The organism is Streptomyces sp. NPDC029138, assembly GCF_055564375.1.
In genome coordinates, this window is record NZ_JBVHWM010000032.1 from 81,690 (window position 1) to 96,178 (window position 14,489).

The window sequence follows — 14,489 nt, forward strand, 5'->3', positions numbered from 1 at the left end:
CTCAGGCCTTGTACAGTTCCCAGAAGCGGAAGATCGTCGAGGGGTCGAGACAGTACTCGTAACCGCGGACGTCGTCGCGGACGACCGCGTACTGCTTGCCCTGCCACACGGGCAGTACCGGCAGCTGCTCGGCCACGATCTCCTGAAGCCGCGCGAAGTCCTCGGTGGTGGCGCCGCGGTTGCTCTGGGCGGCGGTACGAGGCAGCAGCGTATGCGTGATCGCGCGGTTGGAGTAGTGGTTCTCCAACACGTTGCCCTCGCCGAAAAACGGGGAAGTGAAGTTGTCGGGGTCCGGGTAGTCGGGCACCCATCCCTTCACGAAGACGCCGGACGTGCCCGCGGCCACCGCCTTCTCGTACCGGTCGAAGGGCAGGGAGCGTACGCCGACCTGGAACAGACCGCTCGCGTTGAGCTGGTCGGCGATGGTGGAGAGCTCCTGATCGGTGGCCGGACCGTAGCGGGAGGGGGTGGACCAGAGCGTCAGCTTCACCTTTCCCTCGATGCCTTCGGCGCGCAGTGCGGCGGCGGCCTCCTTCTTCGAGGGCGAAGAGCCGTAGCGATCGAAGAACGTGGCATCGTGCCCGGCGATCCCGGCGGGGATGAGGGAGTACAGCGGGATGGCCGTGCCGTGATAGACCTGCTCGATCAGCTCTTCCCGGTCCAGAACGAAGGCGATGGCCTTGCGCACCCCGAGTCGGCCCGCCACCGGGTCCTTCATGTTGAAGACCAGGTGCTGCACCTCGGCGCTGGTTCCCTCGACGACCTCGAGGTCCTTCTTGCCGATCTGCTCGTCGATGTCGGCGATGTCCTTCGCGTTCAGTCCCCGATAGGCGACGTCCACCGTGCCTTCGACCACGCTCTCCTTCAGCGCCGCCTGGTTGCCGTGGAAGAACTTCAGCGTCACATCGGAGTTCTTGACCTCGGCCACTCCCTTGTAGTTGGGATTGACGGAGAAGACGGCCCTGTGCTTGTCGAAGGAGTCGAGCTTGTACGGCCCGGAGCCGATCGCCGTCGTCTCCTTGCTCAATCCGTCCCGGTCGTAGACACGGTGGTCGACGATGGATCCTGCACCCGAAGCGATCTTGCTGGGGAAGGTGGCGTCTGATGTCTTGAGACGGAAGATGACCGTCCGGTCGTCCGGGGTGTCGATCCGGCCCAGCGACTGCAACAGCACCGCCGGGCCGGCCGGGTCGTTGATGCGCAGCACCCGTTCCATGGAGAATTTGACGTCCTCGGCGGTGAGCGGGTCACCGTTGCTGAACTTCAGCCCGGCCTTCAGGGTGCACCGGTAGGTCCGGGCCCGGGCATCGGTGAAGAAGCACTCTCGCGCGGCGTCGGGCTCCGGCTCGGTTCCCCCGTTGGGAAAGGTGAGCAGGGACTGGAAGACGTTGTTGAACAGCAGCCAGGACCCCGGGTCGTAGCCGGAGGCGGGGTCCACTGCCAGTACGTCGTCCGACATGCCGACCACTATGTGGGGACCGCTGTTCCAGCCCCCGAGCCCGGTACCGCATCCCGTCAGCAGGGAAGAGGACAACAGCATCAGAGAGGGCAGGACGAGCCACTTCTTGCGCGGATTCACTGCACGTGCCTTTTCTGCAAAAGGGAGGACAGACGGGAGCGACGGGAAGGTGTCTCACTGGCACACGCATGAGGCTCTTGGGAGACACATATGTCGGAGAGTGTGTCACGGCGAGACTAGTCAGCTGGTGCAAGTCGGCTCCGCGACGACGTTACGGCGCCGCAATCGGAGCGAAAGTGCCTGTAACTATGGTAATCGGCCGGTTATTTGAAGGCCTATGGGCGTTTTGATCTTCCCTCGCTAGGTGCGGGCATACGCACACCCAGCGGCCTCACGACGATCTTCCTGCCCCAAAAGGCAGCAACGTTGCACTCGCTGCCTGTAGGCACGCGCGGACCGACCGACCGGGCAGAGTGACGGCAGGCTCCGCTCGCACGGGTAGCCACGGTTCGCCGAAACCGCGGGAAGACGGATCCATCGGGGGCACATCGGGCATTCGTGACCCGCCATCGAGCACACGTATGAGAGGTGATGCCGCGTCACCATCCCTTCACATGAGTTCGCATCCGGGGACACGATCCGCGACAGCGGCGTGTCACGACCGCTCTGCGTGAGCCTGAGCACGCCAGCGTCCTGTTCAGACCCGGGTTCTCCGTGCGCCGAGCACACTCGGCGCACGGAGCCGACGGAGGCCGGCATAGGATTACTGCGAGTCCTGTCAGCGCCAGTTGAACGGCGCCCTCAACTGAGTGACCAGGCGGTGCAGCGGCACACCCGGAAAGGATCTGCGCTGACCGGCTTCTGAGCACGGCCCCTCGCGGCGGGACTGCTCCAGCGGGCCCGGACCGCGGCCCGGCCGAGACTGCACCGCCGCCGACGCCAGCGCAGACATTCCACCGATCGCCTCTACGACGCCACCGGACGCAGGCTCCGCAGACCACCGCCACGGCGTCCCCGAACTCGTTGCGCGCGTCCCGCCCACTGCCGGATGGTTGCCCTCGACACCGGCCACCATGGCACGCACCCAGCGCGCCCGGGCCCCCAGAGCGCGGCTCTCCGCCGCGTGCACCCCGGCCACGGCCTGGTCGATCAGCCTGCGCGCGTCGGCGGCCTCCCCCTTCAGGGCAAGCAGCGCCGCTCCCACGAACATCGCGGAGCGGCCCGCCATCTCCAATCCGTTCTCCGCAGCGATCCGCCGGGCGTCCTCGGCTGAGGACCACGCCGCTTCCCAGGCACCGGCCTCGAACCGCGCCAGCGCCTGCCCCAGCGTGGCGTTGGAGCCGACGGTCGTGGCAGCTTGCAGGTGCTCCGCCGCGGTGCCCAGGAGCCGGATCGCCGCGGCCGTCTCGTCCAGCACCCAGGCGGCGCCACCCAGGATGGTCAGCTGGTCGACGTGACGGTTGGGATCGGCCAGGCAGCTCCTCAGCAGTTCCAGTACGGTCCTGCGGGCGCCGAAAGGGTCGCAGCTGGCCCGCGTCCAGGCTTGGTCGACGTCCCGGCCGGCGTCACCGGGGATGCGTGCGAGCAGAGCTCGCATCTGCCGGCGGTAGGTGTCGTCGCCGGTGCTGTGGACCACGAAAGCCGCGTGCCCCAGTTGACGAGTTGCGAGGCCGTGATGTCGACCGCGATGGCGGCCTGCCAGTCGCCCGCGGTAGGCCGGCGGTGAGATCTCCGCGATGTAGGTGGGTCCGATCAGGGAAGCCAGACCGATGGCGAGTCCGACCGCGAAGCGCCAGGCTCCCAGCACGGAGGCGGTGACCGGCAGCGCCGAGCCGACGGCGCTGCCGCAGAAGAGGACGGCAGCCGTCTGCACGACCCGGCGGCGCCCGATGCGCTCGGCCAGCCGGCCCGCCGCCGCGGCTCCGGGTGCCACCCCGAGGACGCACCCCGGCCGGGGCGGGGGTGCGCACCTGCCGCGCCGTTGCTTGTGTCGGTGCCTCGCGGATGTGAACCGTTCGTTGTCCCTTTTCGTGTATCCAGTGCGGTGGACAAGCCACCACGGCTCCACGGGGAGAGACATGCACGCATCGGCGCGGACGGCGTCCGCCGGGGCCTCCGAGCGCTGCTCAGCCCGTCGCAGCCTCGGCCGGCAGCTGGTAGGCGGGCAGCAGGCCGACACGGCGCCGCAGGGTGTTCAGGGCATAGTGCTGACGCGATTTCACCGTACCCGGCGGTATGCCCAGTCGGCGGGCCGTCTCACGCACCGTGAAGCCGTAGAGACACACGTGGACGAGCACTTCACGGTGATCGCTGGACAGGCCACGCAGCAGCGTGAGGACCTCCTGGAACGCCAGCACCTCGTCGGTGTGGTCGGGCTCCGGGAGGTCCTGGAACTCCTCCATGGCGCTCTCGTACCGGACGGCCGCACTGCGCGTGCGGTCGATGACCAGATTGCGCGTCACCTTCAGCAGCCAGTTGCGCACGGAACCGTCACCCGTGCGCAGCCTCTCAGCATGGTGCCACGCCCGGATGAAGGCCTCCTGCACGATGTCCTCTGCTAGGTGACGGTCCAGTAGCAGACGCTCGGCGTAGGCCACCAGAGCAGTTCGGTACTGCGCCATCAAACCCTGTACGTAGAGCTGTTGAGCGGAGGAGGGGGACGAAGGCGACGCCTTCGAGGCCGGGTTCATCTTCATGCTCGTCTTCTCCTGCGTGAGAGCGGCAGGCGGGTCGGAGGTTGGCCGTCTCGGGGCCGAAGGGCAGCCGGCAGTACGGCTGGCGGGAGCCGCCCGGTGTTCGGTTCCCGCGGCTCGGCGGTGCCGGCGTCGGCCCGGGTGCGCGCACGGTCCGGGCGGAAGAGGCTCCTCACGAGCTCGCCTCCTCCCCGGGAGGCGGCACGGGGGCCTGCAGTCCGCCCATCCCACCAGGCGGGTCGTCCGACGTCCAAGACAGGTTCGGCATCGGTCGATGCACCGCGCGCATCACCGGGGCGGCGCCATCACCGGACGCTCAGCGTCGGTGCACCGTGGTCTCCAGCGTTCCGGGCACCAGCTCGAGCAGTCCCCATTCGGGAACGCGCTGCCAGTGGGGAGCGGGCTGCGGCCACCCGGTTGAGGCGACGACGACCGCGTCGGCGGTCTTGCGGTAGCGGAGGTGGAAGTAGTCGGCGCCGCGACGGGCGATCACCTCGGAATCGGGGTCGTGCTCGGCGTAGGCCAGCAGCGCGTTCTGGGTGAGGAGCAGGCAGTTGAGGCTGGCGAAGCTTCGGCGTGCGCCCTGATGTCGTCGGCGGCCTGGAGCACCGCCTTGATCGGATCCATTCCGTCGTCCGTCCTGCGGCGGACGGCCAGGTGGAAGCGCTCACTGTCGGTGTCGCCGGCTGCCTCCGACAGTACAGGGCCGGCCACCCCGTCCACCGCGGTGACCGGGAAGAAGTCGCCGTTGTGCGCGAAGGCGCTGCGATAGTCGCCGGACGGACGGGTGTTGGCGAGTGTGACGTGGGATCCGGGGGTGGCCATGCGCAGGTGTACGAATGCCGCGCCGGTGACCGTGGTGGCGAGCAGTGGGCGCAGTCGGGCGTCCTGCCCGGCGGGGCGCGGGTCCTTGATGATGTCGACGGACCCGTCCACCGTGCGCCGGGCCACGCCCCAGCCGTCGGCGTGCTCGGTGGCGAGGGCGAGGAAGGGTTCGAGGTCGGGAGCGATCAGGTCGGTGAGAGCGGCGGGTCGCCGGGCGACCACGCCGAGCAGTCGGCACACGTCATAGTCCTTCGTGGAGACTTACCAGGGAAAGGGTTCGCGGGAGCCCCGGGGCACCGCTCGCCGCAAAGGCGGTCCGGCGGCACCGTGGAGCCGCACCAGAGCACGGAAGGGGGCTGGACGGCATGCCCCCGCCCCGGCCTACGCGGTCCCCGTCGGGCGGTGGGGGCCGGGAGCGTCAGCGTCTCCCGGGCGTCGCGGCGGTTGTGCCGACGCGGCGCTGCAACCCGTTCGCGGCGCTCGCCAGCGCGGTGTTGACCCGCACGAAGACCAGGGCGACCACCAGACAGCTCTGGACGATCGTGTGGTTGTACTCGCCCAGTACCTTGGCGGAGTTGAGCAACTCGAGATAACTGACCACGTAGCCGAGCGTGCTGTCCTTCAGCAGGCGGATCAACTGGGCCACCAGGGCGGGCGAGGAACTGCCGTACCGCCTGGGGCAGCACCACCAGCCGCATCGCCTGCCCGTGCGTGAGGCCGAGCGCCTGGGCGGCCTCGTGCCGGCCGCCCGGCAGTGCCCGTATGCCGGCACGGAAGATCTCGGCGAACACGGCCGCGTTGGTGCGGACGATCGGGCAGACCAACTGCCGGAACAGTGGCATCCGCACGCCGGTATCCGGCAGGCCGAGCAGGAAGGCGTAGATCAGCAGCAGCGGAACGGCGCGCAGGACCTCCACGTACCAGGCGGCCGGCCGGCGCAGCAGACCGCGGCCGGACACCCTGGCCAGTGCGAGCACCGCTCCGATGGGCAGGGCCAGGCCCCCGGCGACCGGGGCGACCCGCACCGTGGCCCACAGACTGAGCAGCAGGTAACGGACGACCGGCCACTGCGTGAACAGCCGCCACTTGTCGGCGTCGAGCTGTCCGTGCACGGCGAACTGCCGTACCGCCGCCCCCAGCAGGACCGTCAGCGGCGTCACCGAGACCGCGGTGGCCCAGGCGATGCGCCGCCGGGTGCGCGCCGGGACAGGGCCGCGTCGAAGCCGTCGACCTGGCCGGTGGCTGGGTCAAGCAGTGAGAACAGCGCTGCGGTCTGGGTGCCGCCGACCACCAGCGTGGCCCGTTTGCGGATGGCCGCCGCGGTGGAGCCCGCGGGAAGCAACGTCGCGCCGGCGGGCTGCTCCTTGGCCACCAGTGCCGTGATGGCGTCCGCGTCGGCGCCGGCCGCTGCGGTGGCGGCCGGAGCGCCCGGTACCTTCGCGGCGTCCGACCCGGAGCCGGAGCAGGCGGAGACGAAGGCGGCGGCGAGGGCGACCAGCGCCGCTGCGGTGCCGCGGCGGGAAGTGTGCTTCGGCGTACCGGGTGCGGGGGTCATGGACGACTCCGGTGGTGGGCGGGGCATGGGCGCGGGTATGGGGATGCGTGCCGCCGCCCCGCGGCGGGGGAGGCTTGGGCGGGGCGGCGGCACGCCACGGGTGGCGTGTTCACCCGTGGTCGGGAGGTCAACATCTGAGCACCTTGGAGAGGAACTCGGCGGCACGGGGATGCCGCGGCGCGGTGAAGAACGCGTCGGGGTACGCCTCTTCGAGCAGCCGGCCGCCATCCATGAACGCCATCCGGTCGGCGACCTCCCTGGCGAACGCCATCTCGTGCGTGACCACGATCATCGAGGTACCGTCCGCCGCGACGGCGGCCAGTACGTCGAGCACCTCCTGCACCATCTCGGGGTCGAGCGCGGAGGTGGGCTCGTCGCACATCAGCACCTTGGGGTCCATGGCCAGGGCGCGGGCGATGGCCACCCGCTGCTGCTGACCGCCGGACAGCTGGGCCGGGTGCGCGCGCCTTGTCCGCCAGCCTGACGGGGGCCAGCCTGATGTTCTGCTCCACGGTGAGATGGCCGAACAGGTTGAAGGACTGGGAGACCATTCCGGTGTCGGCGCGGAAGCGGGCCAGTTCACGGCCTTGGACGGGCTGGGGCACCCCGTCGACCAGCACACTGCCCCTGTCGAACCGCTCCAGGCCGTTCACGCACCGGCACAGTGTCGACTTGCCCGATCCGGACGGACCGACCACTGCCACGACCTCTCCGGCCGCGACGTCCAGGTCGACGTGGTGGAGCACCTGGTGGTCACCGAAGTACTTGTCCACGCCCTGGATCCGTACCAGCTTCCGCCGGTCGCTGCCGGCGGTGGCCCCGCGCGGTGCGGCCGAGCCGGCCTGAGGTGTGGTGATCACCGTGAACTCCCCCGGATGAGGCGTGTTGTGCCTGCAAGGTGCTCCATTGTGACCGGACGTATGAGCACGGTGTCCAACGAGGATGTTTTCTGCCATGTATTGAAGTCACTTATGGTAGCCGCATGTTGGACGTGCACCAGCTTCGTGTGCTGACCGAGGTGGCGCGAACGGGCTCCTACACGGCAGCGGCCGCCTCCCTGGGTTACACCCAGCCGGCTGTCAGCTATCAGATGCGCCGCCTGCGGCACTCGGTCGGAGCGCCGTTGGTGGTGAAGGCCGGCCGTGAGCTGGGCCTCACCGAGATCGGCGAACTCCTGGTGCGGCACGCCGATGCCGTGTTCTCCACCCTGCGCGCGGCCGACCAGGACGTCGCCTCGGTCGTGGCGCGCGGAGGCGGACTGGTGCGGATAGCGGCGTTCCAGAGCAGCTGTGTGACGCTGATTCCCGAACTCGTCGCCCGGTTGCGCACCACGCACCCGGATGTGCAAGTGACCGTCTCCCAGGCGGAACCGGCCGACGCCAGGCGCATGGTGCGGGCAGGCGAGGCCGATCTCGGTCTGCTGTGCGACTGGGCCGGCGACGACCTGCCCGACGGCGAAGGAGCCATGCTGCGCACCGAGCTGATGACCGACCGGCCGTGCGTGCTGATGCGCGAGGACGACCCGCTGGCCGCGAGCAGCACGGTCGAGCTGGCCCACCTCGCCTCCCGGGAGTGGGTGATGGAGTCCTTCCGGGGCCGTTTCGAGGCGGCCTGCACCAACCTGGGGTACCGACCGGTCATCGCCGCCACGGTCGACGACGTGAGCGCCATCCAGGCGCTGGTCGCCTCCGGACTGGGGATCAGCCTCATGAGCGAGCTGGCCCTGCACGCGCACCTGGCCCCAGGGGTCGTCCACCGGCCGCTGCGCAGTTGGCCGCTGCGGCACACCTATGCCTTGCTCTGGCCCGACATGGCCATGGTGCCCGCGGTCGCCACGGTGCTGCGCGAGGTCCGCTCCGTGGCCGGTGAGCTGCGCGAACGCTTCGGCACACCCGAGCACTGACAGCCCGTGGGCAAGCCCCCGTCCCGGCAGACACACAAGATCTCAATGCCGATGCTGCACACGTGTCGAACGAACTGCGACGGCCTGGACGCCAAACCGCGTATACCCGTACTACGGCGCGCTCCGGACACCTGAGCTCGGCGTGTCGGTTCGGTAAAGCCCTGACTTGGACGGCTATTTCGCTGCTGGCTACCTGTTAGGTTTGTACAAGCGCATGTGCCACAGTGCGAAAACGCGGGCGTGGCCATGTCTGCTGTATTTTCCGGCGCTGGGCGACTCCTCCCCGTCCCCCAGCGCCGGCAGGTCCCGAGACGGCGGGTGTGTCACACACCTCGCGACACACCCGCCGACCACGGGCACACGGGCACGGAGCACCTGCGGATGAAGGCGAGTTGAGCCGACCATGACCGTTTCGTTCGGCCGAGTACACCGGTTCACGCTTCGCGGCACACGACCGCGTCACACGCAGCCCGCCAGTCCGTCGACGCGGACCGCCTGATGGTCCGGCGGGCCAGCAGGGCGCAGGAGCCGAACCCGGACGCCCCCGCGGGCGCGCAGGCCGCCGCCTTCACGGTGACCGGAGTGAAGGGCGTCCACTTGGTGCACCGCGAACAGGATCTCCCGGAGGCGCTCGCCGAGGCCGCCGAAGCTCTGCACGATGCTCCCGGACAGGCCACCGTACTCGTCGGCTCCCTGCCCACGGACGAAGAACTGGACGGCTTCGCCCGCGCTCTCGCCCCCCTGGTCGGCGGACTGCGGGCGAGGGGCATACGGCTGCTGCGGCTGGTGATGTCCCAGGGCGCCCTCGATCGCCGGGCGGCGCCCTCGCCGGCCCGGCGGCTGTGCGAGGACTGGGGACTGGAAGTGATCGCGCCGAGCGGACCCGCGCTCATCGTGCCGGGGGGTTCGCTGTTCTCCCCCGACGGCAGCAGTTCGCCCGGCGGCTGGTGGCTCTTCGCCCCCGGCGCGGTGCCCCGCCGGATCGGCGCGCGCCTTCCACGGCCTGACTGGGAGAGCCACCTCGCACGGGTGCCGACCATCGTGGCCGAGGACCACGTTGTACAGCAGATGCCCGCGGGGTTGCTGATCCGGCCGGTGTCGGCGCCGTCCGGCGGCCCCGAATCGCTGGGCTTCGCCGTTCCGGTCGATCCCAGCAGGCCGCTGCTGCTCGTGGGGGCGCCGGACGCGCCCGACGCGCCGGAGGTGAGCGCCGACGCCATCGCCGACGTCCTTGCGGCGATGCAGAGCCGCGCACGTGCGAGCGTGAGGCTCGTCCCGGCGGACGGACGTGACCTGCTCGCCCTGGGTCAGGAGACCGCGGACACGCTGGGGCTGGAGGTCGACGTCACCAGCGGCCTACCGCTGCTGCTGGCGGCGGACCCGCTGGACGGCCATGCGCGCACCGTTATCGTCGGCCCCGACGGCAGCCCGGCCTGGGAGCCCTACGTGGAGAGCGTCACCTGCTCGCCGGCCGGAGCCGACCGGGCGCCGGAGCCGCGTATGGGCAGCCTGCGCTCCCCCGCGGCTTGGCTGGAGGAGGGTCCCGAACCCGGCGTCTTCTTCCTCGACGACCGTTGGCAGACCATACTGACCTGGTCGGGCCTGTGGGTGGGGCGCCACGGCGACCGGCCACCCCTGACCGCCGCCAGGCCGGCCGACGGCGATGTGGTGGCAATCGGCCTCGGTGTCCCGGGCCGAGCCATCGACGACTCACTCTGGCCGTCACTCGATCGTCTCTTCGCATCCCTGGAGGACGAGGTACGGGAACGGGCCCTGATCCAGGTGCACGGCAACACCGGGGCGACCGGCCAGCGCACCTTGCGGCGACTGGCCGTACAGCACGGCATGGTCCTCGCGCCCAAAGGCTGGTCCAGCGCACGTGCGGACACCGCCCATGTGCTGCGGAGCCCTCTCGCGGACCACCCCCGGCAGCCCGCCGCGCCGGCCTCCGGCCCGCCGGCCGAGTCCCCCCTGCCGCAGGCCCCGCCGATCGCACCGCCCGTCCAGTACGTCACCACAACAGGGGGGGCCGGCCCGGCCGAGTACTCGCTGAGCCGAGACTCACGAGCCGACGCCTCCGAGCCGGACTCACCGCAGTCGACACACCTCCCCGAGGCGCGGCACGCCACCGCGTCCGCGGCGCCCGCCTCCATGCCCCAGGCGCCGGCGTCCTCGCCGCTCCGCGACCCGCACACGGGCGGTGACGCCCGTCCGGGCGACGGCGAGGCGGTACCGGCCCGGGCCGCGGCCGGTGACGCCGACCCCGTCCCGGCCGGTCCCCTCTTGGCGCACCCCTCCGGCGGCGCCCCGCACACCGCGGACCGGCCGGCTCGGGAAGAACACCTTTCACTCCAGGCCCCCATACCGGCCGATCCCTTCGCCACGCAGGCCACCGACAGTGGCGCGGGCGACGTGCGGGTGAGCCCGGAACCGGAGACTCACGGCCACAGCCCGGCCGATCCCCAGCAGGGCACCAGGCCGGCGGAACCCGAGGCCGCGTGGCCGCCGCCCGCCCCGCTCTTTCCGCCTTCCGCACCCCAGCCCACCGGGCCGCTGCCGGAGCCGGAACCCTTCACCCCCGTGTTCACCTCCTCCACCGGCTTCGAGCCGGGCGGTACATCCTGGTCCTCCGACGGCATGGCCCCGCAGACCGCGGAAACCGACCCGGAGGAAGCGCCGTCCGCGGCACCCGGCAGCCCCTCCGAGGCACCCGGACAGGCCATTCTGCGCGAGGTGGCCTACGTGCCCGTACAGCCCAACCACCGCAGCAGCACCGCCGAGCGGCAGTGTCTGCGCTCCTACGTGGGCGCGGACTGGGAGCGCCACGCCAGTGCTGCCCAGCGGACCCTCACCGCACTGCCGGGCCTACGTCCGGCTGGAGGGGAAGACGGCGAACCGATCCCCGATCTCGCAGCCCTGTACGCCTACCTCGGCGCCGGCGAGGGACGCCTTGGCGAACGGGAGCTCGCGGCGGCGCTGGACCGCCGGGATCCCGACGCGGTGGCCTACCTCGCCTGCCTGGCCTCGGGATTGCGCAGGCTGCCCTCCTACCGGGGCGCGACCGTGCTGACCGCCGGCGTCTTCGACGACAGCACCGCGATGCTACTGCCCGGTGAGGAGGTCGGCGCCGCCGTTCCGGTGATCACCCGCGCGGTGGACGAGCCCTGGTATCCCACGCTGGCGGACGACCACTACCTGATCTGGTCGTCGACCGGACGCAGGGTCGGGTCGCTCGTGGAAGCCGGCCCGTCCGCGTCGACCGACGTGGTCTTCGGTCCGGGCAGCCGGTTCCGGGTTCTGGAGGTGCGCGGCCGCGGCGAAGTGAGCGTGGTGGTCCTGCGGGAGATCCCTCCCGGCACCCCGCCGACCGCTCCCGGCATGCTCGGCGCGGCAGACGTCCCGGTCCTGGAGCGTCTGCGCGCCCTGGCCGACGAACCCGTCAGGCCGGACGGCGGCCCGCTCTGGCCTGCGGGACGACGCGGCGTCCTGGGAATCATGCCGGACGCATCGCCCGCCGCTCCGGGCCGGTGACCCTTCCCCGAACCCCGTCCCCACCGCGCCGACGACGAGGTGCGGACGGTCTGCCCCGAACACCCCCCTTCGAAGGAGCACGGATGTCATCAACGTACCCGGCGTCCTCCGGCGCCCCGCCGTCTGCGGCGACAGCCGGCGCGCGCGGGATCCGGCGCGCCGTGGCACTGCCGTCCGCGGACGGCATCGCCGCACACCCGCCCCTCCCGGAGAGCGCACCGGCCCGGCCCGGGACCGTCTCCGGCGGCGACCTGGGCAACTCCCGGTCCCTGCCCGCGGTGGTTCCCGGCGTATCGGGCCCCACCGCCGGCGCCGGCGCACGCGGGCGGCAGGCGGACCGCTCCTCCACCGGCTCCGACCGGGCCGCACCCGCCCCTCATGCCGCAGCCGCCACACCCGGTGACGAGGAGTCGGAGGCCGCTGCCGAGCAGGGCCTCCGCGGCACGGTCGGCGCTCACGGACGCCCCACCGGCCCTCGCGCGGGCCGTGCGGCCGCCGGCCACCGGACCGGCAAGCCGTTCCTGATGGCCGCCGCCTTCGCCGGTGCCGTCCTGGCGTCGGTACCGCTGATCTCGCATCACGGCGGCCGGACCTCCTACGAGGGACTCGGGAAGCAGGTCCCCGTCGCCTCCGAGCCCCCGGGCGCGGCCGGCGACGGGACGGCGACCGTCGCCGACGGAGCGCCGAGCCTCGAGCCGCTGCGGGACCCTGCGCAGGGCACCGCCGGACCGGTACTTCCGCAGGTGGCGCCCTCGCCGGCCGTGGAAGGGGAGTACACCCACCGCGCCGTCCCCGCCCCGGCTCCGACAACCGGGCGCAGGATCGTGCACGAAGCCTCCGACGGCGCCGCACCCCGCCCTGCCCCCGCCGCCTCCGGCACGCACGACGGGCGGCCCGGTGCTCCGGCCGGGCTGCTGCATGCGTTGTCCGGCACGGCCGCGGCCCCTGCGTCCGGGGCATCCGGAGCCGGCCTCGGCCTCCTGACCGGCGCCGGGAAGAATGCGTCGGCACCGGCCACGCAGCGCACCGGGAAGCCGAAGCCCTCCGCGCCCTCGGGTGCGGCCACGGTTTCGGCAGCGAGCAAGCCGGCGACGACGACGGCCAGGGCGTCCGGCACCGCGACGACCAGGGCCACGCCCGCCAGGGCCAGGACCACCACGGCCAGCCCCGCCGTGACGCCGGTGCGAGCCACCACCAGGGTCGCGCCCGCGACCACGACGGTCGCAGCCGCGGCTGCCACGGCGCCTACGACCGCCAAGCGGGAGTGGAGCACGCGCGTGGTGAGTGCCACCACCGTCCTCGGTCCCGGGGAGAGCGTGGCGTCGGACCGTATGAAGATCACCATGCGGACGGACGGCAACCTGGTCATCACCGACGAGAACGGGACGGTCCGGTGGTCCTCGCACACCGAGGGCACCGGGCACAAGGCCGTCTTCCAGGACGACGGTCATTTCGTCGTCTACACCGAGGCGAACGGTACGGCGTGGTCGTCCGGCACCGCCGGCAACCCCGGCGCGCAGTTGGTGATACAGGCCGACGGCAACGTCGTCATCGAGTCGGCCGGCGGCGCCGTCCTGTGGTCGGCCGGTACGCAGCACTGACCCCGGAACGGGGGAGACGCTCCGCACCCAGCGGTCCCCCCTCTGCGGCCCGCGCGTCAGGTGACCACCCGGGCGCCTGATGGCGACGCCCGGCCGGCCTGCCCGGCCGGGCGTTCGTGCCACGACCCTTGTCCTGGCAGGATGTGTTCAAGAAGTGCGCCACAAACTTTCCACATGTGACGGTCATGCTCGTCGCGTGGCATCGAGCAGCCCGGCAGACCGGGCCGGCCACGGGACCGGCACAACGCCTCGGGCACATACGTGTCCCGGCGCCCACCCACCCGGCCCGCACGCACATACAGTCCGCCAGGGAGAAGCGATGGCCTCAGAGACGCACCACACTGCCCCCACGCGGTTCGCCGAGGCGGACGGTGTCCGCTACGCCTACCGCAGGCTCGGTCCGGAAGGGGGGGTGCCGCTGGTGATGCTGCAGCACTTCACCGGCAACCTCGACAACTGGGACCCGGCGCTCGTCGACGCGCTGGCCGCCGAACGCGAGGTCATCCTGGTCGACTACCCCGGCGTCGCCTCCTCCACCGGCACGCCGGCGACCACGGTCGCGCAGATGGCCCAGCAGATGATCAGCTTCACCGTGGCGCTGGACCTGGAGCAGATCGACCTGCTCGGCTTCTCCATCGGCGGTTTCGTCGCCCAGGACATGGCTCTGGTCCGGCCGCGGCTGGTCCGCCGGCTGATCCTGGCCGGGACCGGTCCCAAGGGAGCCCCGGGCATGCACGGCTGGCGCAAGGACATCGAGACGCACGCCCGCGCCGAGGTGCCCACCGGCGAGGACCTGCTCTACATCTTCTTCGCCCACACCGAGACCGGCCAGGCCAAGGGCGTGGAGTTCCTCGGCCGGTTCCTGGCCCGCACCGAGAACCGGGACGTACCCAGCAGCCTCGCCTCCCGCGACGCCCAGTAC

The 14,489-nt window shown here is 71.4% G+C and carries 11 protein-coding genes and 3 pseudogenes; 4 read left to right on the forward strand and 10 right to left on the reverse strand.

What is annotated here, in order from left to right:
- Nucleotide 1: 1 nt before the first annotated feature.
- The 10 genes and pseudogenes from ACZ4WH_RS24070 to ACZ4WH_RS24115 form a co-directional block, all read right to left on the reverse strand.
- A complete protein-coding gene (locus tag ACZ4WH_RS24070; RefSeq protein ID WP_468183698.1) occupies nt 2-1,579 on the reverse strand; it encodes an ABC transporter substrate-binding protein in 1,578 nt (525 codons plus the stop codon).
- A gap of 658 nt (nt 1,580-2,237) precedes the next feature.
- Nucleotides 2,238-3,056: a hypothetical protein gene (locus ACZ4WH_RS24075; protein WP_468183701.1), complete on the reverse strand. Its 819-nt coding sequence runs from the start codon at nt 3,054-3,056 to the stop codon at nt 2,238-2,240.
- 53 nt (nt 3,057-3,109) lie between these two features.
- A pseudogene (locus ACZ4WH_RS24080) lies at nt 3,110-3,401 on the reverse strand (MFS transporter); the annotation flags it as partial.
- 184 nt (nt 3,402-3,585) lie between these two features.
- Nucleotides 3,586-4,155: a sigma-70 family RNA polymerase sigma factor gene (locus ACZ4WH_RS24085; protein ID WP_468183704.1), complete on the reverse strand. Its 570-nt coding sequence runs from the start codon at nt 4,153-4,155 to the stop codon at nt 3,586-3,588.
- Nucleotides 4,156-4,468: 313 nt separating this feature from the next.
- A complete protein-coding gene (locus ACZ4WH_RS24090; protein ID WP_468183707.1) occupies nt 4,469-4,645 on the reverse strand; it encodes a hypothetical protein in 177 nt (58 codons plus the stop codon).
- Complete coding sequence (locus ACZ4WH_RS24095) at nt 4,642-5,217, reverse strand: class II glutamine amidotransferase (protein WP_468183710.1); 576 nt, start codon at nt 5,215-5,217, stop codon at nt 4,642-4,644. Before ACZ4WH_RS24095 ends, ACZ4WH_RS24090 begins: the two co-directional genes overlap by 4 nt.
- A gap of 178 nt (nt 5,218-5,395) precedes the next feature.
- A complete protein-coding gene (locus tag ACZ4WH_RS24100; RefSeq protein WP_468183741.1) occupies nt 5,396-5,623 on the reverse strand; it encodes a hypothetical protein in 228 nt (75 codons plus the stop codon).
- A 70-nt stretch (nt 5,624-5,693) separates the two neighbouring features.
- Nucleotides 5,694-6,137: pseudogene (locus ACZ4WH_RS24105) on the reverse strand (ABC transporter permease subunit); the annotation flags it as partial.
- Nucleotides 6,134-6,532, reverse strand: a complete 399-nt coding sequence (locus tag ACZ4WH_RS24110) for a hypothetical protein (RefSeq protein ID WP_468183713.1) — start codon at nt 6,530-6,532, stop codon at nt 6,134-6,136. The gene ACZ4WH_RS24110 and the pseudogene ACZ4WH_RS24105, both read right to left, overlap by 4 nt.
- Before the next feature lie 127 nt (nt 6,533-6,659).
- A pseudogene (locus tag ACZ4WH_RS24115) lies at nt 6,660-7,323 on the reverse strand (amino acid ABC transporter ATP-binding protein).
- Nucleotides 7,324-7,514: 191 nt separating this feature from the next.
- On the opposite strand from ACZ4WH_RS24115, the gene ACZ4WH_RS24120 reads away from it, so the two are divergent.
- From ACZ4WH_RS24120 to ACZ4WH_RS24135, 4 genes are all read left to right on the forward strand, one after another.
- On the forward strand, nt 7,515-8,435 hold the full coding sequence (locus ACZ4WH_RS24120) for a LysR family transcriptional regulator (protein ID WP_468183716.1): 921 nt from the start codon (nt 7,515-7,517) through the stop codon (nt 8,433-8,435).
- 498 nt (nt 8,436-8,933) lie between these two features.
- Complete coding sequence (locus tag ACZ4WH_RS24125) at nt 8,934-11,966, forward strand: hypothetical protein (protein ID WP_468183719.1); 3,033 nt, start codon at nt 8,934-8,936, stop codon at nt 11,964-11,966.
- Between the two features lie 83 nt (nt 11,967-12,049).
- Nucleotides 12,050-13,567, forward strand: a complete 1,518-nt coding sequence (locus ACZ4WH_RS24130) for a hypothetical protein (protein ID WP_468183722.1) — start codon at nt 12,050-12,052, stop codon at nt 13,565-13,567.
- A 319-nt stretch (nt 13,568-13,886) separates the two neighbouring features.
- A partial coding sequence (locus ACZ4WH_RS24135) for an alpha/beta fold hydrolase (RefSeq protein ID WP_468183726.1) occupies nt 13,887-14,489 on the forward strand: 603 nt, incomplete at its 3' end.

Coding starts and splice junctions, on each gene's coding strand:
- ACZ4WH_RS24075 (WP_468183701.1), bottom strand. CDS start 3,056: ATGCGAGCTCTGCTCGCACGCATCCCCGGTGACGCCGGCCGGGACGTC.
- ACZ4WH_RS24085 (WP_468183704.1), bottom strand. CDS start 4,155: ATGAAGATGAACCCGGCCTCGAAGGCGTCGCCTTCGTCCCCCTCCTCC.
- ACZ4WH_RS24110 (WP_468183713.1), bottom strand. CDS start 6,532: ATGACCCCCGCACCCGGTACGCCGAAGCACACTTCCCGCCGCGGCACC.
- ACZ4WH_RS24120 (WP_468183716.1), top strand. CDS start 7,515: ATGTTGGACGTGCACCAGCTTCGTGTGCTGACCGAGGTGGCGCGAACG.
- ACZ4WH_RS24125 (WP_468183719.1), top strand. CDS start 8,934: ATGGTCCGGCGGGCCAGCAGGGCGCAGGAGCCGAACCCGGACGCCCCC.
- ACZ4WH_RS24130 (WP_468183722.1), top strand. CDS start 12,050: ATGTCATCAACGTACCCGGCGTCCTCCGGCGCCCCGCCGTCTGCGGCG.